The sequence below is a fragment of the Xanthomonas hortorum genome, assembly GCF_011305375.1.
Taxonomy (GTDB): Bacteria; Pseudomonadota; Gammaproteobacteria; order Xanthomonadales; family Xanthomonadaceae; genus Xanthomonas; species Xanthomonas hortorum_E.
This window is the reverse complement of record NZ_VCME01000009.1, coordinates 138,161-156,227: the sequence shown is the minus strand read 5'-3', so window position 1 is coordinate 156,227 and position 18,067 is coordinate 138,161. Positions and strand designations below refer to the sequence as shown.

General features: G+C 63.1%; 17 protein-coding genes. 4 read left to right on the top strand and 13 right to left on the bottom strand.

The genetic code is table 11. The annotated features are described in order from the left end of the window. Positions 1–13: 13 nt before the first annotated feature. Positions 14–718 (top strand): 2OG-Fe(II) oxygenase, encoded by a 705-nt coding sequence (locus tag FFY45_RS10635; protein ID WP_176340405.1) that lies wholly within the window; start codon positions 14–16, stop codon positions 716–718. Positions 719–842: 124 nt separating this feature from the next. Here FFY45_RS10635 and FFY45_RS10630 read toward each other — a convergent pair whose 3' ends face one another. Continuing rightward, positions 843–1,937, bottom strand: coding sequence for a PA0069 family radical SAM protein (locus FFY45_RS10630; protein ID WP_176340404.1), 1,095 nt, complete (start codon positions 1,935–1,937; stop codon positions 843–845). A gap of 136 nt (positions 1,938–2,073) precedes the next feature. Between FFY45_RS10630 and cls the strand changes: the two genes are divergently transcribed. From cls to FFY45_RS10615, 3 genes are all read left to right on the top strand, one after another. Then, positions 2,074–3,534 (top strand): cardiolipin synthase, encoded by a 1,461-nt coding sequence (cls, locus tag FFY45_RS10625; RefSeq protein WP_176340403.1) that lies wholly within the window; start codon positions 2,074–2,076, stop codon positions 3,532–3,534. A 75-nt stretch (positions 3,535–3,609) separates the two neighbouring features. Then, the gene (locus FFY45_RS10620; RefSeq protein WP_055829268.1) at positions 3,610–3,879 is read left to right on the top strand and encodes a hypothetical protein; all 270 of its coding nucleotides are present in this window, start codon (positions 3,610–3,612) and stop codon (positions 3,877–3,879) included. 10 nt (positions 3,880–3,889) lie between these two features. Beyond that, a complete protein-coding gene (locus tag FFY45_RS10615; protein ID WP_176340402.1) occupies positions 3,890–4,657 on the top strand; it encodes a pyridoxine 5'-phosphate synthase in 768 nt (255 codons plus the stop codon). Positions 4,658–4,917: 260 nt separating this feature from the next. On the opposite strand, the gene FFY45_RS22455 is transcribed toward FFY45_RS10615, so the two are convergent. From FFY45_RS22455 to dnaA, 12 genes are all read right to left on the bottom strand, one after another. Then, a complete protein-coding gene (locus FFY45_RS22455; RefSeq protein ID WP_439333525.1) occupies positions 4,918–5,070 on the bottom strand; it encodes a hypothetical protein in 153 nt (50 codons plus the stop codon). 70 nt (positions 5,071–5,140) lie between these two features. Next, positions 5,141–5,551 carry an ExbD/TolR family protein gene (locus FFY45_RS10605; RefSeq protein WP_023901933.1) on the bottom strand — a complete coding sequence of 137 codons (411 nt, stop codon included), beginning with the start codon at positions 5,549–5,551 and terminating at the stop codon, positions 5,141–5,143. A gap of 3 nt (positions 5,552–5,554) precedes the next feature. After that, positions 5,555–5,977 carry an ExbD/TolR family protein gene (locus FFY45_RS10600; RefSeq protein ID WP_023901932.1) on the bottom strand — a complete coding sequence of 141 codons (423 nt, stop codon included), beginning with the start codon at positions 5,975–5,977 and terminating at the stop codon, positions 5,555–5,557. 45 nt (positions 5,978–6,022) lie between these two features. Further along, positions 6,023–6,787: a TonB-system energizer ExbB gene (exbB, locus tag FFY45_RS10595; RefSeq protein WP_006451798.1), complete on the bottom strand. Its 765-nt coding sequence runs from the start codon at positions 6,785–6,787 to the stop codon at positions 6,023–6,025. An 84-nt stretch (positions 6,788–6,871) separates the two neighbouring features. Beyond that, a complete protein-coding gene (locus FFY45_RS10590) occupies positions 6,872–7,543 on the bottom strand; it encodes an energy transducer TonB (RefSeq protein ID WP_006451797.1) in 672 nt (223 codons plus the stop codon). A gap of 153 nt (positions 7,544–7,696) precedes the next feature. Continuing rightward, on the bottom strand, positions 7,697–8,893 hold the full coding sequence (locus tag FFY45_RS10585; RefSeq protein ID WP_023901931.1) for a tetratricopeptide repeat protein: 1,197 nt from the start codon (positions 8,891–8,893) through the stop codon (positions 7,697–7,699). A gap of 151 nt (positions 8,894–9,044) precedes the next feature. Beyond that, complete coding sequence (locus FFY45_RS10580; protein ID WP_006451795.1) at positions 9,045–9,851, bottom strand: M48 family metallopeptidase; 807 nt, start codon at positions 9,849–9,851, stop codon at positions 9,045–9,047. Between the two features lie 62 nt (positions 9,852–9,913). Beyond that, a complete protein-coding gene (locus FFY45_RS10575) occupies positions 9,914–10,750 on the bottom strand; it encodes a CPBP family intramembrane glutamic endopeptidase (protein ID WP_176340401.1) in 837 nt (278 codons plus the stop codon). 69 nt (positions 10,751–10,819) lie between these two features. Then, on the bottom strand, positions 10,820–13,264 hold the full coding sequence (gyrB, locus tag FFY45_RS10570) for a DNA topoisomerase (ATP-hydrolyzing) subunit B (protein WP_006451793.1): 2,445 nt from the start codon (positions 13,262–13,264) through the stop codon (positions 10,820–10,822). A 114-nt stretch (positions 13,265–13,378) separates the two neighbouring features. Next, on the bottom strand, positions 13,379–14,485 hold the full coding sequence (recF, locus tag FFY45_RS10565) for a DNA replication/repair protein RecF (RefSeq protein WP_176340400.1): 1,107 nt from the start codon (positions 14,483–14,485) through the stop codon (positions 13,379–13,381). Positions 14,486–15,211: 726 nt separating this feature from the next. Continuing rightward, positions 15,212–16,312 (bottom strand): DNA polymerase III subunit beta, encoded by a 1,101-nt coding sequence (dnaN, locus tag FFY45_RS10560; protein WP_006451791.1) that lies wholly within the window; start codon positions 16,310–16,312, stop codon positions 15,212–15,214. A 277-nt stretch (positions 16,313–16,589) separates the two neighbouring features. After that, positions 16,590–17,918, bottom strand: a complete 1,329-nt coding sequence (gene dnaA / locus FFY45_RS10555; protein ID WP_006451790.1) for a chromosomal replication initiator protein DnaA — start codon at positions 17,916–17,918, stop codon at positions 16,590–16,592. Between the last annotated feature and the right edge of the window lie 149 nt (positions 17,919–18,067).

Below are 18,067 nucleotides of genomic sequence, written 5' to 3'. Positions count from 1 at the left end.
CTATCGTCATGGCATGGACCAACCCGACTTCATCCAGATCACCTACCACGCGGTGTCGCGGCAGGATTGCGCCGCCATCGTGCAACGCATGCGCGACAGCCAGCAGCTGCAACCCGGGCGCGTCGGCAGCGGCGTGTTTCCCGAACTCAAGTACAGCCGCGATCTGCGCATCAGCGGTGTGGCCGAGTGGACCGAGGTGGAAAACCGCCTGCAACAAGCAGTATTCGAAGGCCTGCTCGGCTATCTGCGGCGCTATCCGCAAGCGTTGATCTCGCCGCTGATGCTGCAGGTCACCACCGACGACGGCAGCCCGCATCGCCTGGTTGCCGAAGACATCGTGCAGATGAGCGATCAGGCGTTGGGCGATCTGGCGCGCACCTGCCTGCGCCCGGCAGCGATCAATCTGCAATGGTACGCCGCCGACCAGGGCGGCTATCCGTACTGGCATTGCGAACTGTATCCACGCGATGCCAGCGCCGAAACGCTGCACCGCCATCTGCTGTGGACGCTCTACCTCAACGAGGAGTTCGAGCAAGGCGAAACCGAATTCCTGTTCCAGCAGCGCAAGGCCCGCCCACGCACCGGCAGCCTGCTGATCGCTCCCACTGCGTTCACCCACACCCACCGCGGCAACCGCCCGGTCGGCGGCGACAAGTTCATCGCAACGAGCTGGATTTTGTTTCAGTCGGCGCAGGCGCTGTACGGCGGGGATGCGTGATTGGGGATTGGGGATTCGCAAGAGCGGGCACTGACGTGCTGCTGCTGTTACGAATCTCTAATCCCAACTGTCGAATCACAGCTGCTCTTACAAATCCCCAATCCCGAATCACAAATCCCCGCTTCTAAAACAACTGCCCCTGCGGCGACTCCTTGACCGGCTTGGCCGGCGGAGCAGGGCGCCGAAACTTCCCTGTGTCCAACGGCGGCATCTGGCGTGCATCGAAACCGGCGCGGCGGTGGGCCAGCGCGAAGCGTCTCGCCAGCAGATCCGCATACACGCCTTGTCCGCGCATGCGGGTGCCGAAGGCGCTGTCGTAATCCTTGCCGCCGCGTAGCTGCTGGATCGTGCTCATCACATGCTCGGCGCGTTGTGGATGATGGGTCTGCAACCAGTCGCGGAACAGCGGCGCCACTTCATGCGGTAGCCGCAGCAATACGTAGCCGGCACTGTCGGCGCCAGCATCGGCGGCGGCCTGCAGGATCGCTTCCAGTTCGTGATCGTTGATCCACGGAATCACCGGCGCGGCCATCACCCCGACCGGCACGCCGGCCTCGTGCAATGCACGCATCGTGCGCAGGCGTGCATGCGGCGCGGACGCGCGCGGTTCGAGCTTGGCCGACACGTGCGGGTCGAGCGTGGTCACCGAAAAATACACGTTGACCAGCCCCTCGCGCGCCAGCGGCGCAAGCAGATCCAGATCGCGCGTCACCAATGCGTTCTTGGTGATCAGCGTGAACGGATGCCGCGCCTCCCACAGCACTTCGATCAATTGCCGCGTCAGCGCGTGCTTACGTTCGATCGGCTGATACGCATCGGTGTTGATGCCCAATGCGATCGGGCTGGGTACATAGCTGGGCCGCGACAACTCGCGCCGCAACACCTCCGGCGCATTGGTCTTGGCGAACAACTTTGTTTCGAAATCCAGTCCGGGCGAGAGATTGAGATACGCATGCGAGGGCCGCGCAAAGCAGTAGCTGCACCCATGCTCGCAGCCACGATACGGATTCACCGATTGCGAGAACCCGATATCCGGCGATTGATTGCGGCTGATGATGCTGCGCGCGGTTTCCTCGGTGACCTGCGTACGCAATGCCGGCGCGGCAAACTCCTCGCTGTCGTCCGCGTACCAACCATCGTCCACCGCCTGCTGGGTGGTGGTTTCGAAGCGTCCGGGCAGGTGGCCGGTTGCACCCCGGCCCTTGATTACAGTTGCCATCGCGCCATCGTACGTCCGGCAGATCTCACATGCCGCGACGACGCAAGCGACACGATGCGGCGTTCAGACCCGTGCTCCGCCATTGCGTTGGCCGCGTGGTCATCGCAGTAAAGCGTGCGGGCCGTAGAATCCGCGCATGCTCGCATCTGCACAGGGCGCGTGGGACTGGCTGGCCACCATTCCCCACCTCGAAGCGCTTCTCCTCGCCGCCTACGTGCTGTACCTGCTGTGGATCGCCAGCTGGATCGTGCTGCAGAAGCGCGAGCCGGTGGCCACGCTGAGCTGGGTGCTGTCGTTGGCCGCGCTGCCATACCTGGGCCTGCTGATCTATTACTGGCTCGGCCCGCAGAAGGTCAAACGCCAGCGCCTGCGTCGCGGCCGTTCGCGCTCGGGCATGGAAAGCTACGACAGCGTCTGCCCACCCGATGCCGACTGCACCGAGCTGGCCAAGATCGCCCAGTCCACCACCGGCCTGGCGCCCAGCAGCGCCACCGAAGTGCACTGGCTGGTCGACGGCGCGGCCACCTACGCCGCCATCATCGAAGCGATTCATCACGCGCGCGACCACATCCATCTGGAGTACTACATCTTCCAGCCGGACCGCAGCGGCACCGCGATCTGCGAGGCCCTGATGGAACGCGCGCGCGCCGGCGTCAAGGTGCGCTTGTTGCTGGATGCGGTGGGCTCTTCGGCGATGACACGGCGCAGCCTGCGCACCCTGCGCGAGGCCGGGGTGGAGACCGCCTGGTTCCATCCCTCGCAGTTGCTCAAGCCGTTCAAGCGGCCGTGGTTGAACCTGCGCACCCACCGCAAGGTGATCGTCATCGATGGGCGGATCGGTTTCACCGGCGGCATCAACGTCACCGACGACGAGAACGAGCAAGTGCGCAGCGACGCCTACCGCGATCTGCACGTGCGTCTGCAAGGCCACGTGGTGCGCAGCCTGCAGCTGGTCTTCCTGGAAGACTGGCTCTACGCCACCCGGCAGGGCCGCCCGGCCTTTCACGGTCAACAGCTGTGGCCGGAGGATGTGCCGACCCGCGCGCAAGGCGAAGTCGATGCGCAGGTGCTGGTGTCGGGGCCGGATTCCTCGTGGGAGGCCATCCATCGGCTGATGGTCGCTGCGATCCACGAAGCCAGGCATCGGGTCTGGCTGGTAACGCCGTACTTCGTCCCAGGCGAGGCCGCGCGCATGGCACTGACCTCGGCCGCATTGGGCGGCCTGGACGTGCGCCTGCTGGTGCCGCGCGTCAGCGATTCGCGCCTGGTCACCTATGCGGCGCGCTCGTATTTCGACGAACTACTCGAAGCCGGCGTGCGCATCTACGAATACGGTCCGCGCATGCTGCACACCAAGGCGCTGCTGGTCGACGATGAGATCAGTATCGTCGGCAGCGCCAATTTCGACAGCCGCAGCTTCCGGCTGAATTTCGAGTTGTCGATGCTGTTCCGCGACCAGGCGGTGGCGGCAGAACTGGCCGGGCTGATCGGCAGCGACCTGGAAAACGCCCAGGAAGTGCGCTTCGTGCGACGCCGCCCCCTGTGGCGCTCGCGCCTTCCCGAAGCCTTCGCACGGCTGCTGTCGCCGCTGCTCTGAACCGCACCCGCCGCGCCCACGTGGAACCGCACCGGGCGCGGCGCTACACTGCCGCCACTGATTGGGGAGCTCGTCATGCACTGGCTGTTTCTGCTTATGGCACTGGGTGCGCTGGTGCTGGCTTTCAGCACGCCGCACGTGTGGTTGCTGGTGGTCTCGCTGCTGGTGGCATTGCTGCTGCTGTTGCTGTGGACGCGCGGCTGGTTCGCATCGCGCATGGACGATACCCAGCGCGATACCAGCAGCATGATCGACCCTGCAGAGCTGCGCCGCCTGCGCGAAGTGGCCGAGGCCCGCAAGGCGGCCGCGCTCGCCGCCACGCGCGATGGCGAGCCGCAGGCCTGAGAGCGATGTTGTGACCACCCAGCTCAGCGTCAACGTCAACAAGATCGCAGTGCTGCGCAATTCGCGCGGCGGGCACGACCCCGATGTCGTGCAGGCTGCGCGTACCTGTATCGCAGCCGGTGCGCACGGCATCACCGTGCACCCGCGCCCGGACCAGCGGCATATCCGCGCCGACGACGTGCTGGCGCTGAGCGCGCTGACGCGCGAGCACGCGGTCGAATTCAATATCGAAGGCAATCCGTTCGCGCCACCACGCGATGGTTATCCGGGGCTGCTGGAGCTGTGTCGCCTCACGCGTCCCGAGCAGGTCACCCTGGTGCCCGACGGCGACGGGCAACTAACCTCCGATCACGGTTTCGATTTTGCGCAAGACCCCGCACAACTCGCCGCGCTGATTGCCTCATTCAAAGCGATTGGTGCGCGCGTCAGTTTGTTCGTCGATGCCGGTAATGCCGAGATCGCTCAAGCGGCGGTGCTCGGTGCAGACCGCATCGAGTTGTACACCGGCCCGTATGCGCAGGCGCATCTGAGCGGGCAACCAGACGCTGCATTCGCGCTGTTTGCCGGCGCCGCGCAACGTGCCAGCGCCGCAGGTCTGGGCATCAATGCCGGGCATGATCTGTCGCAGGACAACCTTGGCGATTTTCTCAACGCTGTCCCCGGCGTGCTCGAAGTCTCGATCGGCCACGCGCTGATGAGCGAAGCCTTGTATCGAGGTCTGGATGCGACTGTGCGTGCGTATCTGGAGATATTGCGCAATTCGTCGATTGGCGCTTGAGAGATTCAATCGTCTAAGCGCGTCTATCGAAGCAACGGCACTTACCGAAACACGGAGCTCGGCGGTCTTGAGGTCGCAGATGACACCGAATTCTCGCGTGCGGTCCAGACGCCTGATGGCCGGCCGCTGCGTTTTGTCGTTTTTCTCGGTTGCTTTAAGGCGGCTGCACGTTATGCATCCCATTACTCGCAACGGAGCAGTGTTTTTCTGCCCCGTTGCGCTATTTATTGCACCATTTACTTCATTAGTAACTGCATTATCTACTGCACAAAACTGATGCGATCGGCCTGCGCGTTCTTTGCCGCAGCCAATACCTTGGCCATCACTGCATATTCCGCATTTGCACTGGCCGCAGTGCAAAAACAATGCTCGACCAGCGAGCCGAAGCGTCGCGCTGCGAATCGATCACGCATAAAAAACGCCACCGTTTCCGGTGGCGTTTGCAGTCGCGTCATGACTGTTGTGTTGCGGTCTTGCGATGTCTTACTGCATGAAGCCGATTTTCTTCATCTGCGAGTTCTTTGCCGCAGCCAGGACTTTGGCCATCACCTCGTACTCCGCGTCCTGGTTCGCATCGATGCGCAGTTCCGGCTGGTTGGTCGGATCGCTGGCGATCACTTCTTCCATCTTCTGCTGCAACTGAGCCACCGGCACTGGACTGTTGTTCCAGAACACCTGGTTGCTGGCGTCGATCCGCAACTCGATCGGCGGCGGCGGTTCGGTCGTCTGCGGTGGCGGGTTGAGCACCCGCTGCGGCAGATCCACGGCGATCGGGTAGGTCATGATCGGCGCGGTCACGATGAAGATGATCAGCAGCACCAACATCACGTCCACCAGGGGCGTGACGTTGATATCGGCCATCGGGCCACGGTTTCCACCGGTACTGAATGCCATGGCTTACTGCCCCTTCTCTTTGGTCGCGACGAAGCCGATGTCCAACATGCCCTGACCCTGCGCGATCTTGGTGATCTCGTTGATCGTACGCATCTTGGTCGTGCGGTCGCCACGCAGGTTGAGCGGCGGTTGCGGTGTCTGCTGTGCGGCGGTGGACAGGCGCGACTCCAAGGCTTCCTTGGAGACCGGCTCGTCGTTCCAGTACAGCGACCCGTCTTCCTTGACGGCCAGGGTGATCGGCGCGGCACGTTTCTCCGGCTCTTCCTTCTGGACCAGGTTGGCCTCGGGCAGCTCCACCTTGACCTTATGGGACATCAGCGGTGCCGTAATGATGAAGATGATCAGCAGCACCAACATCACGTCCACAAGGGGCGTCACATTGATGTCGGCCATCGGGCCACCGCTGTTTCCACTACTGAAGGCCATAACGGGCTCCGTCTAAATCGTTGCGAAGTCGTTCTTTACTACGGATTAGCGAACGCGCGAACCAGTGGCGAAGAAGTCGTGCAGGTCGTGAGCGAAGGTGTCGAACTTGGCGATCACCGAGCTGTTGACCTTGGAGAAGAAGTTGAACGCGAACACCGCCGGGATGGCGACGAACAGACCGATCGCGGTCATGATCAGCGCTTCACCCACCGGGCCGGCAACGGCGTCGATGGAAGCCGAACCGGTTGCACCGATCTTGATCAGCGCGCCGTAGATGCCCCACACGGTACCGAGCAGACCGACGAACGGTGCGGTCGCACCGACGGTGGCGAGCAGGGTCATGCCGGACTGCAGACGGGTGCTTTCGCGGGTCACGGCCTGACGCAGGGCGCGATCAACGAACTCGGAACGGCTCAGGCTCTCGCCCAGACCGCCGGCGCTGGTGCCTTCGGCACGCTGGTGGTGAGCGGCAGCCTGGGCTGCGTCCAGCGCGATCTTGGAGAACGGCTCGGAAGCCGGCTGCTCTTCCATGGCGCGGATGGCGTCCTGTGCATTCGGGGCATCCCAGAACGCGGTGGTGACGCGGTCAGCCGCGCTCTTCAGACGGGTGGCGCGGAAAATGTTGATGACGGTCCAGTACCAGGAGGCAGCGGACATGGCGATCAGGGTGATCAGAACGACCCAGGACACGGCGAAGTCGCCGGGCTGAGAGGTCATTTCGGTGATCAGATGCTCGAAGCCCATCTGCGAAAGAGCGGCCGACGGATTGGAGCCCCCTGCAGCGGCGGCGATAAAGAATTCCTGCAGCATGACGCTTACCTTTGTTGTGTGTGGTGATGAAGGGTGGAGCGAAAGGAAGACAGGATCCTGGGCCGGCCGTAGCCGGCCCGTGGATCAGTTCAGAGCAAAGTTGACCGGGACGCGGACACGTCCGGCGGCTTTCTGCCCGTTGACAGTGGAAGCATTGAACTTCCACTTGCGTGCTGCGTCCATCGCGGCACGGTCAAGGTCGCGGTTGCGGCTGGACTTTTCGACCGACACATTGGTCACGTTGCCGCTTGCATCCACATCCACGATCAGGATGACCTCACCTTGTACACCGGCACGGAATGCAGCCGGCGGATACTTCGGCGGGTTCATGTTCTTGGACGAGATATCGACACTGGCGCCGATGTCATTCGGCGGTTGCGGCGGAGACGGTGGGCTCGGCGGCGTGACGATATCGCTAGGACGGGGTTCGGGAACGTCGACTACCGGAGCTTCCGGCGGCGGCGGAACCGGTGACGGCTTCGGCGGCGACAGATTCTTGACCGGCGGCGGCGGCTTGTCTTCCGGCGGCGGCGGCGGCGGCGGCGGCGGGGGAGGAGGCGGTGCATCCACCAAGGTGACCATGGTGGTGCGCTCCTTCTCAGCCGGAGCCTTCGGCGCCACTGCAGGGATCAGCAACATCATCAGTGCAGTGAGGTGCAAAGCAATTACAAACGCGATGCCGATAATGCGGGCCCAGCTCAGACCCTGGTTCCCGGCATCATAGTCATGCCTGTGGATAACGAGTTGTTCCGTCATGCGCCAATGGCTCTTTCAGTGGGGGCCCCGGATCACGGTGATGATCCCCAGGTTTTCGGACGGCTTTGACACCGCAGGAACTCCCAAGCTTATACCAATCCCGAGTCCTGTAACCACTAAAAACACAGGGATTTCGGGGGTTTATTTTCTTTTTTACTTCAGGTTGATGATCTTCTTTGCGTCTTCAGGTTTTTTGACGCCTTTGGCGATCGCCTGCTGGGCAGCCTGCTTGGCTTCGGGGATACGCCCTTCCGAATGCAGCACCTTGGCCAGATTCAGATAGGTCTCGCCGTCCTTGGAAAGTGGTGCGGCTTTCTGCCAATTCTCGACTGCCTTGGGCACGTCCTCGCTGTAGTAATACGACTGCGCCAACGCGAGGTATGTCTGATAATCAGGCTTGAGGATGCCTTTTTGCATACCTTCGTTGATGACAGCGATGACGTCCTTTTCCTTGTTCTCGGTGTTGGCGTAGATCGAGTACAGCTGCTTGTACTCCTTCTCCTCGGTCAACTGCCCGGCAGCGCGCAGCTTGTCCATGACGGCTGCGGCCTTGTCCATCTGGTCGGCCTGCATATACATGCTGGCCAGATTGAGCTGGGCCTTTTTGTCGTTCGGCGTCTTGGCGGCGATCGCCTCGGCGGTCGCGACGGCCTCGCCGGTCTGGCCGGCCTCGGCGTAGGCAGCCATCAACAACTGGTTCCACGTGTCCTTCGGCTCGGGCGAGGCGGCGATGGCCTGCTTCAGCACCGGGATCGCCTCCTTGTACCGCTCGGCCTGGTACAGCGCCTGGCCCTTGAGGATCAGATCTTCCGGGCGCTGCGACTTGCTCTCGTCCAGGTACTTGTCCAGCGTGGCCAGGCCCTCGGCCTGCTGGTCGTCCTGCATCTGCAACTGCGCCAGCATCAGCATCGACTGGAACTGGCCGTTGTTGTCCAGCGCATTCAGACCGATCGCCTGCTGCAGGTATTTCTTGGCAGCGGCGGTGTCGTCGGTGTTGTACGCGGCCTGTGCAGCAAGCTGCGCGGCCAGCGCCTTGTCGGCTTCATTGGCGGCGGAATTGGCCAGGATTTCATCGGCCTGGGTGCGCACGCCAGGGTAGTCCTCGCCCTTGTTGAAGGTTTCGATCAGCTTCTGCAGCTTGCTGCCCAGCTTGGACGAGGGCTTGATCGTCGGCGCGGCGCGGGTGGACTGCGGGTACAGCTCTTCGGCCTTGCCGCTGCTCTTGGACTTGCGGCTGGCACGCTCGGACGAGCGATCCGACTGCGCGACCGCATCGGCGACGACAGCCCCGCCCAGCGACGCGGCGATGAACAGGGACAACAGGGCTTGCTTGCGCTTGAGCAGTTTCATGATTCACCTCGGACGAGCCGCCGTCGGGCGGTACGAAAAGCGGAATGGAAGCTGTACGAAAAATCTGAGCCGGCAAACTTAGCAGAAAGTCTCAGTTCCCGAAAACGGTTTCCATGCTGTGTTGCGATATTCGGTACGTATCAGGGCGGTTTCAGCCACAGCGTGGCGCCCGGCCGTCTTGTCGCGCCTGCTTGTAGACCGGCTCGAGCTGATTGACGTCGGCCTGCAGTTCGCGGATGCGATTGGCCGGATCGGGGTGAGTGGACAGCCATTGCGGCTGGCGGTTGCCACTGGCGGCCATCATGTTCTGCCACAGCGTCACCGCTTGGGCAGGGTCGAAGCCGGCCTGCGCCATCAGGCGTTGTCCGACCACGTCGGCCTCGCTCTCCTGGGTGCGCGAGCCAGGCAGCAGGAACACCGTCTGCGCGGTCATGCCGCCGACTTGGTTCACCGCACTGGCCGCGCCATCGCCGTAGGCCGCGCCAGCCAGCGCGCCGATGATGCCTAGGCCGGTCTGCGCGCCGAGCTGGCGGGTGATGCGCTCTTCATGGTGGCGCGAGATCACATGCCCGATTTCATGACCGAGCACGGCGGCCAGCTGATCCTGGGTCTTGGCGACGGTGAAGATACCGGTGTTCACGCCGACCTTGCCGCCGGGCAGCGCGAACGCATTGGCTTCGTCGTCGACGAACAGCGCTGTTTCCCAACGGGTTTCGCGCCATTGCGGCGGCAATTGCGCCACCAGCGCATTGACCACGCACTGCACGTAGGCGTTCTGCTTGCCGTCGGTGCTGACCTTTTCCTTGGCCTTGGTCTGCGCAAACGACTCCGCGCCAAGCTTGTCGAGTTGGTCTTGCGTGACGCCTCCCACCACCTGTCGGCGGCCGGTCGGCGAAGTTGTGGTGGCACATGCCGTCAACGTAAGGACGGCAACAACGATCAACAGCCTGGCTTTCATTCAATCCCCCTGGAACCCTGGGGGCATTTTGGCAGGCTCGTCTTAACTTTTCGTCAAACGGGTCAGCCGACCCCGAAAAAGTACAGCGCGGCCAGGGCTGTTGCGTTGTTGATGCCGTGCGCGGCGATGGGTGCCCACAGGGTGCCGGTGCGCCAATACAGCCACGCGAATGCCGCACCCATGCTGCCGTAGATCAGCCACAACTGGGCGATGGCGGCCGGGCCGTTGCCGCTGATGCCGGGCACTTCATGCACCAGCGCGAAGATCGCGCTGCTCAGCGCGATGCCCAGCCACGGGCGACCGGCGGCCAGCAGGCGGCCGAACAGCACGCGCCGGAACAGCAATTCCTCGTACGCCGGGGCGATGAGCACGGCGAACACCACCAGCGCCAGCGGCCATTGCTTGATCGCTTCTTCCATCAGCGGCAGGTTGGTCGGCACCGGTTTGATGCCCAGCGCCGATGCCGCGACGCTGACCAGATTGCTCAGCACGAACACGGAGACGGCAATCAGGCCGGTCCAGCCCCAGGTCGAGGCACGCCGCGTGGCGGCACGCGAGGCGGCCTGTTCGCCAGCGGTGGCCCGGCGACGCCAGTAGTACAGCAGCACCGCCGGCGTGGCGGTGCTGACCAGTGCAGTGAGCAACTGCACCAGCACCCCGGGTTGACCGATCGCGGCCATGATCTGCGCGGAAGAGGGCGTCAGGCCCTGCGCTTTGGCCGCCTGCACATGGCTGAAGCCGCGTGCCGCCCCCCACAGCGCAAAGCCGGCCACGCTGAGCGTCAGCAGCAGGCCGGTGGCGATCAGCACGTCGATCCAGAAGCCGAGTAGTGCGGGAAACAACCGGGACTTGCCGGCAGCGGAGGCCGGAACCGGGGTCGTTGGAGAATCTGCGCTCATCGTCGTCCTGCGAAAAACCGCGCCCGCGCGCGCATCGCCAAGGCGACGCGCGCGCGTACGACGGAAGGCTCAGATATCCAGGTTGGACACCTTCAGCGCGTTGTCCTCGATGAAATCGCGGCGCGGTTCGACCACATCGCCCATCAAGGTGCTGAAGATCTGATCGGCGGCCACCGCGTCTTCGATGCGTACCTGCAGCAAGCGACGCGTATCCGGGTTGACCGTGGTTTCCCACAGCTGCTCGGCGTTCATTTCGCCCAGGCCCTTGAAGCGCTGCACCTGGCGGCCCTTCTTGGCCTCTTCCAGCAACCAGGCATGCGCCTGCGCGAAGCTGGTGATCGGGTGGGTCTTGTTGCCGCGCACGATCTGCGCGCCTTCGCGCACCAGACCATCCAGCGCCAACGCCACCTCGCGCAACGGACGCAGTTCGCCGCTTTCGAACGCGCCCATCGGCAGCACCTGGGTGAATTCCTCGCCCATGTGCTTGCGCACCGCCACCAGCGTGGCGGAGGTGCTGTCGGTGGCCGGGTCGAAGCGCAGCTGGTAGCGCGCCGTGCCCAGGGTGCCGCGGTTGAGCACCGCCTGCAGCTTGTCCAGGGTTGGGTGCTGGTCGCCTTCGGCCTGCAGCTTTGCCACATCCAGCGGCGGCAGGTCGATCAAGGCGGTCATCAGCGCCGGGTCGTAGCGGTGCGCATTGCGCGCGATCGCTTCGTTGGCACCGGTGAACAACATCAGCAATTTTTCCAGCGCCTCGCCGGTGATCGGCGGCTCGTCGGTGGCGGGGATCAGCGCCGCGCCCTCGACCGCGTTGCTGGCCAGGTAAGCGTTGAGCGCCGCGTCGTCCTTGAGATACAGCTCGCTCTTGCCTTGCTTGAGCTTGTACAGCGGCGGCAGGCCGATGTAGATGTAGCCGCGTTCGATCAGCTCCGGCATCTGCCGGTAGAAGAAGGTCAGTAGCAGGGTACGGATGTGCGAGCCGTCGACGTCGGCGTCGGTCATCAGGATGATGCGGTGGTAGCGCAGCTTGTCCGGGTTGTACTCGTCGCGGCCGATGCCGGTGCCGAGCGCGGTGATCAGCGTGCCAACCTGGTCGGAGGCCAGCATGCGATCGAAACGCGCGCGCTCGACGTTGAGGATCTTGCCGCGCAGCGGCAGCACCGCCTGGTTCTTGCGGTTACGGCCCTGCTTGGCCGAGCCACCTGCCGAGTCACCCTCGACGATGAACAGTTCCGACAGCGCCGGGTCCTTTTCCTGGCAGTCGGCGAGCTTGCCCGGCAGGCCGGCGATGTCCAGGGCGCCCTTGCGGCGAGTCAGATCGCGCGCCTTGCGCGCGGCTTCGCGCGCACGCGCGGCGTCGACGATCTTGCCGGTGATGGCCTTGGCTTCGTTCGGATTTTCCTGCAAGAACTCCTGCAGGCGCGCACCGAAGGCGTTTTCCACCGCCGGGCGTACGTCCGAGCTGACCAGCTTTTCCTTGGTCTGCGAGGAGAAGCTGGGGTCGGGCACCTTCACCGACAGCACCGCGATCATGCCTTCGCGCATGTCGTCGCCGGTCAGGGCGACCTTGGCCTGCTTGGCGATGCCGTTCTGCTCGATGTAGTTGCTGAGCACGCGCGTCAGCGCGGCGCGGAAACCGGCCAGATGGGTACCGCCATCCTTCTGCGGGATGTTGTTGGTGAAGCAGTACATGGTTTCCTGGTAGGCGTCGGTCCACTGCAGGGCCACGTCCACCACGATGCCGTTGTGCTCGCCGGTCACCGAGATCACGTTGGGGTGCAGCGGCGACTTCAGTTGGGCCAGATGCTCCACGAAGCTGCGGATGCCGCCTTCATAGTGGAAATCGTCGCGACGGCCTTCGCCACGTTCGTCGATCAGCGCGATCTTGACGCCGGAATTGAGGAACGACAGCTCACGCAGACGCCGCGCCAGGATGTCGTAATGGAACTCGACATCGCTGAAGATCGCCACGGCCGGCTTGAAACGCAGCGTGGTGCCGCGCTTGGTCGAGGCTTCCAGCTGCTTGAGCGGGTACTGCGGCTCGCCCAGCGCGTATTCCTGCTGGTAGTGGAAGCCGTCGCGCCAGATGTCCAGCCACAGGTGCTCGGACAGCGCATTGACCACCGACACGCCCACGCCGTGCAGGCCGCCGGAAACCTTGTAGCTGTTGTCGTCGAACTTGCCGCCGGCATGCAGCACTGTGAGGATGACCTCGGCCGCCGACACGCCTTCTTCCTTATGGATATCGACCGGCACGCCGCGGCCGTTGTCCGACACGGCGACCGAGCCATCGACCAGGATCTTGACCACGATGTCGTCGGCATGGCCGGCCAGGGCCTCGTCGACCGAGTTGTCGACCACCTCGAACACCATGTGATGCAGGCCGGTGCCGTCATGGACATCGCCGATGTACATGCCGGGGCGCTTGCGGACGGCTTCCAGGCCACGCAGCACGGTGATCTTGCTGGAATCGTAGGTGCTGTTAGGTGTGGTCGGGGTGTTTTGATCTTCGGTCATGCGAGTGCCGTTAGCTCCACAACACGGGCGAGGGCGGCAGGAGCCGCATCGCGCCGTGGGAAAAGGGGGATAGCGCACAAATTATACCAGTCGGCCCACGTGTGCCGTGGTTGCCTACTCCGACGCGACTTGAACGGCGATTTGCCCGTGTTCCACGTGGAACCGATGGAGCAGTTCGCCTGCGTCTGCAAGCCCCGGCGGTATTTCGGTCGCGGTGATGAGTACCTGCGCAGGCGCCGAGGCGAGCCGCTGCAAGACGCGCGCCTGGTGGTGTCGATCCAGCTCAGAACCCAGATCGTCCAATGCAATCACCGGCCATTCGCCCCGTTCGCGGGCGAAATCTTCCGCCTGCGCCAGCAGACAGGCGAGGGCAGTCAGCTTGGCCTGGCCACGCGAAAGCGCATCCTTTCCCGGCAGCGCGTCGAAGGCAGGCGTCCAGTCGGCGCGGTGCGGTCCCTGCGAGGTGTAGCCATTCTGGCGGTCGCGTTCCCGTGCCAACAGCAACGCGTCGGCGAGCGAGACCTCATGGCGCTTCCACCCCGGCGCGAACGTCAGCGCAGACAGCCCTAGCGAGGGGGCGATTGCGCTTGCAACGGGAATCAGACGTTCCTGCAGGCGATCCAGGTAGCGAAGGCGCCGCGACGTCAGGGTTTCACCGGATTCGGCGAGCTCGTGATCCCAGGCATCGAGCATGCGCGGCTGTGCGCCCTGCTTGAGTAAGGCGTTGCGCTGCTTGAGCGCACGTGCATAACGCCGCCATAGCGCCAGGAAGTCAGGTTCCACGTGGAACAAGCCCCAGTCCAGGAAGCGTCGGCGTGGTTCGCCACCGCCGCTGATCAAGACATGGCTGCCCGGTTCGAACGTTACCACCGCCAGCGCGGCGCATAACGACCCCAACTGCGCGACATCTTCCCCATCCAGCCGGCCGGTCCATTCCTGGCCGCTATGGCGCAGACCTGCGCGACGCGAGCGTTCGCTGGTCTCGCCGCTGCGCTCGCGCCATTCCACGAACACTTCCAGATCGTCGGCGCCTTGCTGGATCAGCCCATCGCGCACCCGCCCACGGAAACTGCGGCCATAGGCCATCAAATGCAGCGCCTCGAGCACACTGGTTTTGCCGGCGCCGTTATCGCCGGTAAACAAGTTCAAGGAACTGGCGGGATGAAGCTCGACGGTCTGGAAACGACGCAGTCGATGAATGGACAACCGCACAACGTGCATCGATCGGTTTGCTCTGAGCTAATCCGGCGTCCCGGTCGGGGCGCAGGATACGTGATCGCTGCCGATTCCGTGCAAACGCCTGTGAAAGCCGGGCAAGGACAGGTAGGGGATAACGTGTGGATAAGTTCGAGGCTCAGGAGCGCCCTTTAGCTTATCCACAGGTTACAGACCGGTAAATAGGGCTAAAAACACAGGGTTTCGAGACCTAAAAATCTCATTGAAACAATAACTTAAGGTAGTTTTCGGCGAAATCTGGTCCTACCATCACCACCAAGCTCTTAAGTTATTTCTAGATTTAAAAGCAAAGCTAGATGTGCATAAGTCAAAAACGCACTTGAAATGCCCACCAGATCGGACGATGGAAGATACCGGTTCGCCTCAGCCGGCAATGTTCCTGATCGCTCAGAAGTGAACTCGTTCAGACTTCTGCCGCGGATGTCATCTTGCTCTTAACCGCGATTGGCCGACGGCGCGCTGTTACAGGCCGAGGACTAACTCCGTAAGCACGACCTAACCCCACCGATGGCAGCCTCGCTTCAGAATGCGGTGCACCACCGACATCGGACAGGCACCCAACTGCAACTCGGCAATGAAACGGGAATCACGGCAGAGCAAGACCCATTTGTTTTCGATAGTCCGATACAGCACCGGCTTCAGGCGCGCTGTCCTCAAAACAAAAAAAGCCCGGCAATGCCGGGCCTTTCGTGTTCCACGTGGAACGCAACGTCAAAGACGTAACGGCATCACCACATGACGCGACTTCTCGCTGCTTGCTTCACGCACCAATGCAGACGAGTTCGCATCGCGCAGCTGGATCACCACATGCTCATCGCGCAACGCGGAGAGGGCGTCGAGTAGGTAATTGACGTTGAAGCCAATCGCCAGGTCGTCGACCTTGGTATCGGCCTCGATCTCTTCCTGCGCTTCTTCCTGCTCCGGGTTATGCGCGCTGATCTTGAGCTGACCGGGAGAGACCTCCACACGCACGCCGCGGTACTTCTCGTTCGACAGAATCGCAGCACGCTGCAGCGAGGCACGCAGTGCTTCACGGTCAACCTTGACCTCACGGTCGGCCCCAATCGGGATCACTGCCTCGTAATCCGGAAAGCGGCCATCGATCAGCTTGGAGGTGAAGGTCACATCGCCGCGCTTGACGCGGATATGGCTGCGACCGACTTCCAGCTCGACTTCACGATCCGCCGCCTCCAGCAGACGCAGCAATTCGGTGACGCCCTTGCGCGGAACGATGATCTGACGCTTGGCGCCGCCGGCTTTCTCCAGCTCCATCTCGCACAGCGCCAGACGGTGGCCGTCGGTGGCCACACAACGCAGCAGGCCGTCGCGCAGATCGAACAGCAGGCCGTTGAGGTAATAGCGCACGTCCTGCTGGGCCATGGCGAACGCGGTGCGCTCGATCAGCTCCTTCAACCCAGCTTCCGGCACCACCACACGCTCGGTGGCCTCGACTTCGTCCACCGAAGGAAAGTCGTTGGCAGGCAGCGTAGCCAGCGTGAAGCGGCTACGCCCAGCCTGCACGGTGACCTTGTCCCCAGTCTGCGAGATGGTGACGCGGCTGCCGTCGGGCAGGGCGCGCAGGATGTCGAACAACTTGCGGGCCGGGATGGTGGTTTCGCCGTCCTGCGCGTCTTCCACCATCGTGCGCGAGATCATTTCTACTTCCAGGTCCGTGCCGGTCAACGAGACCTGTCCGTCCTTGACCTGCACCAGCAGATTGGCCAGAACAGGCAGGGTTTGACGGCGTTCGACCACATTGACCACTTGGGCCAACGGTTTCAGGAAGGCTTCGCGCTGCAGTGTAAAACGCATGTGGTTCCGTGCCCCTATGCTTTAAAAGATAATGGAATAAATCAAAAGCTTGGTGGTGATGGTAGGGCCGTTTTCAGCGGATAACCACCATAACTATTTGTTTCCAAAGACATTTCAGCGCCTGAAAGTCGTTGGACTAGTGCCCCTGGTCTAGCGGTAAAACCTGTGGATAGTTTTTCGCTCGAACCGCGAGGCAACGTTATCCACAGATTCTCCCGCATTTGACCCCAACGTTTCCACGCTTTTCTCCAAGCGGGCCGTCAAGGGACGCAACGGCTCACTCGCTGAGCTTGCGAATCAGCTTTTCCCAGTCCTCGCGCAGCTTGCCGTCGGCTTCCATCAGCGTGCGGATCTGCCGGCAGGCATGCAGCACGGTGGTGTGGTCGCGGCCGGCAAAGGCGTCGCCGATCTCCGGCAGGCTGTGTTCGGTGAGCTCCTTGGCCAACGCCATCGCCACTTGGCGTGGACGCGCCAGCGAGCGGGTGCGCCGCTTGGAGAGCAGATCCTTCATCTGCAGGCCGTAATAGTCCGCCACGGTCTTCTGGATGTTGGGGATGCCGATCGCCTGCTGCTGGGCGCGCAGCAGGTCGCGCAGCGTCTCCTGGGCGAATTCCACGGTGATCGAGCGGCCGGTGAAGTTGGCGCGTGCTACCAGCGTATTGAGCGCACCTTCCAGGTCGCGCACGTTGGAGCGCATCTTCTTGGCGATCAAAAACGCCACGTCGTCCGGAATGTCGGCGCCGCGCTCACGTGCCTTGGCCAGCACGATGGCCGCGCGGGTCTCGAAATCCGGCGGGTCGATCGCCACCGACAGGCCCCAGGCCAGACGCGACTTCAGCCGCGGCTCCAGGCCCTCGACTTCGCGTGGATAGCGATCGCAGGTCAGGATGATCTGCTGGCGACCATCGAACAGCGCGTTGAAGGTGTGGAAGAACTCCTCCTGCGTGCGGTCCTTGCCGGCGAAGAACTGGATGTCGTCGATCAACAGCGCATCGATCTGCTGGAACTGGCGCTTGAACTGGTCCATCGCCTTGTCCTGCAGCGCCCGGATCATCGCGCTGAAGAACTGTTCCGAGCGCAGATACATCACCTTGGCGGCCGGATTGGCCTGGCGCAGCGCATTGCCGGCGGCGAACATCAGGTGGGTCTTGCCCAGGCCGGTGCTGCCGTACAGCAGCAGCGGGTTATGCGCACGGTCGCCGGGCTTCTGCGCGGCCTGGATGGCAGCGGCAAGACCGAGCTGGTTGCTGCGGCCTTCGACGAAATTGGCGAAGGTGTAGTGCGAATCCAGGTTGCCGGCAAACGGCACGATCGGCGCGGCAGCCGGCGCGCTGGGCGCGGCCATCGGTGCCGGCAACGGGTCAGGCGCACGTGGACGCGAGCCGACCGCCAGCGCCACCTCGCCATTGCCGACGAAGTACGCCACCAGTTCGCGGATGCGCGGCAGATAGCGCTCACGGACCTGGTCGACGATGAAGGCATTCGGCGCGTACAGCACGATGCTGTCGCCGCGGTCTTCGGCTTGCAGGGGTTTCAACCAGGTGTGGACGTCTTCGGGCGGGAATTCAGCTTCGAGACGTTCCAGACAGCGGGGCCAAGCATCCATCAAAGTATGATCATCTGTTGCTGGCTGCGGCGCGCAGAAAAGCGCCGTGCTCGCAGCCCGGTAGTGAAAAGAGGATGGGCCAGACTAGCACCGAGGGCAGGGTTTTCCCAGACTTATTCACAGGTCCATCCACAGGCTGCTGACATCCT

Bases quoted from the DNA above. Each gene is read 5' to 3' on its own strand.
- FFY45_RS10635 (WP_176340405.1), top strand. From the start codon at position 14: ATGGACCAACCCGACTTCATCCAGATCACCTACCACGCGGTGTCGCGG.
- FFY45_RS10630 (WP_176340404.1), bottom strand. From the start codon at position 1,937: ATGGCAACTGTAATCAAGGGCCGGGGTGCAACCGGCCACCTGCCCGGA.
- cls (WP_176340403.1), top strand. From the start codon at position 2,074: ATGCTCGCATCTGCACAGGGCGCGTGGGACTGGCTGGCCACCATTCCC.
- FFY45_RS10620 (WP_055829268.1), top strand. From the start codon at position 3,610: ATGCACTGGCTGTTTCTGCTTATGGCACTGGGTGCGCTGGTGCTGGCT.
- FFY45_RS22455 (WP_439333525.1), bottom strand. From the start codon at position 5,070: ATGCGTGATCGATTCGCAGCGCGACGCTTCGGCTCGCTGGTCGAGCAT.
- FFY45_RS10605 (WP_023901933.1), bottom strand. From the start codon at position 5,551: ATGGCATTCAGTACCGGTGGAAACCGTGGCCCGATGGCCGATATCAAC.
- FFY45_RS10600 (WP_023901932.1), bottom strand. From the start codon at position 5,977: ATGGCCTTCAGTAGTGGAAACAGCGGTGGCCCGATGGCCGACATCAAT.
- exbB (WP_006451798.1), bottom strand. From the start codon at position 6,787: ATGCTGCAGGAATTCTTTATCGCCGCCGCTGCAGGGGGCTCCAATCCG.
- FFY45_RS10590 (WP_006451797.1), bottom strand. From the start codon at position 7,543: ATGACGGAACAACTCGTTATCCACAGGCATGACTATGATGCCGGGAAC.
- FFY45_RS10585 (WP_023901931.1), bottom strand. From the start codon at position 8,893: ATGAAACTGCTCAAGCGCAAGCAAGCCCTGTTGTCCCTGTTCATCGCC.
- FFY45_RS10580 (WP_006451795.1), bottom strand. From the start codon at position 9,851: ATGAAAGCCAGGCTGTTGATCGTTGTTGCCGTCCTTACGTTGACGGCA.
- FFY45_RS10575 (WP_176340401.1), bottom strand. From the start codon at position 10,750: ATGAGCGCAGATTCTCCAACGACCCCGGTTCCGGCCTCCGCTGCCGGC.
- gyrB (WP_006451793.1), bottom strand. From the start codon at position 13,264: ATGACCGAAGATCAAAACACCCCGACCACACCTAACAGCACCTACGAT.
- recF (WP_176340400.1), bottom strand. From the start codon at position 14,485: ATGCACGTTGTGCGGTTGTCCATTCATCGACTGCGTCGTTTCCAGACC.
- dnaN (WP_006451791.1), bottom strand. From the start codon at position 16,312: ATGCGTTTTACACTGCAGCGCGAAGCCTTCCTGAAACCGTTGGCCCAA.
- dnaA (WP_006451790.1), bottom strand. From the start codon at position 17,918: ATGGATGCTTGGCCCCGCTGTCTGGAACGTCTCGAAGCTGAATTCCCG.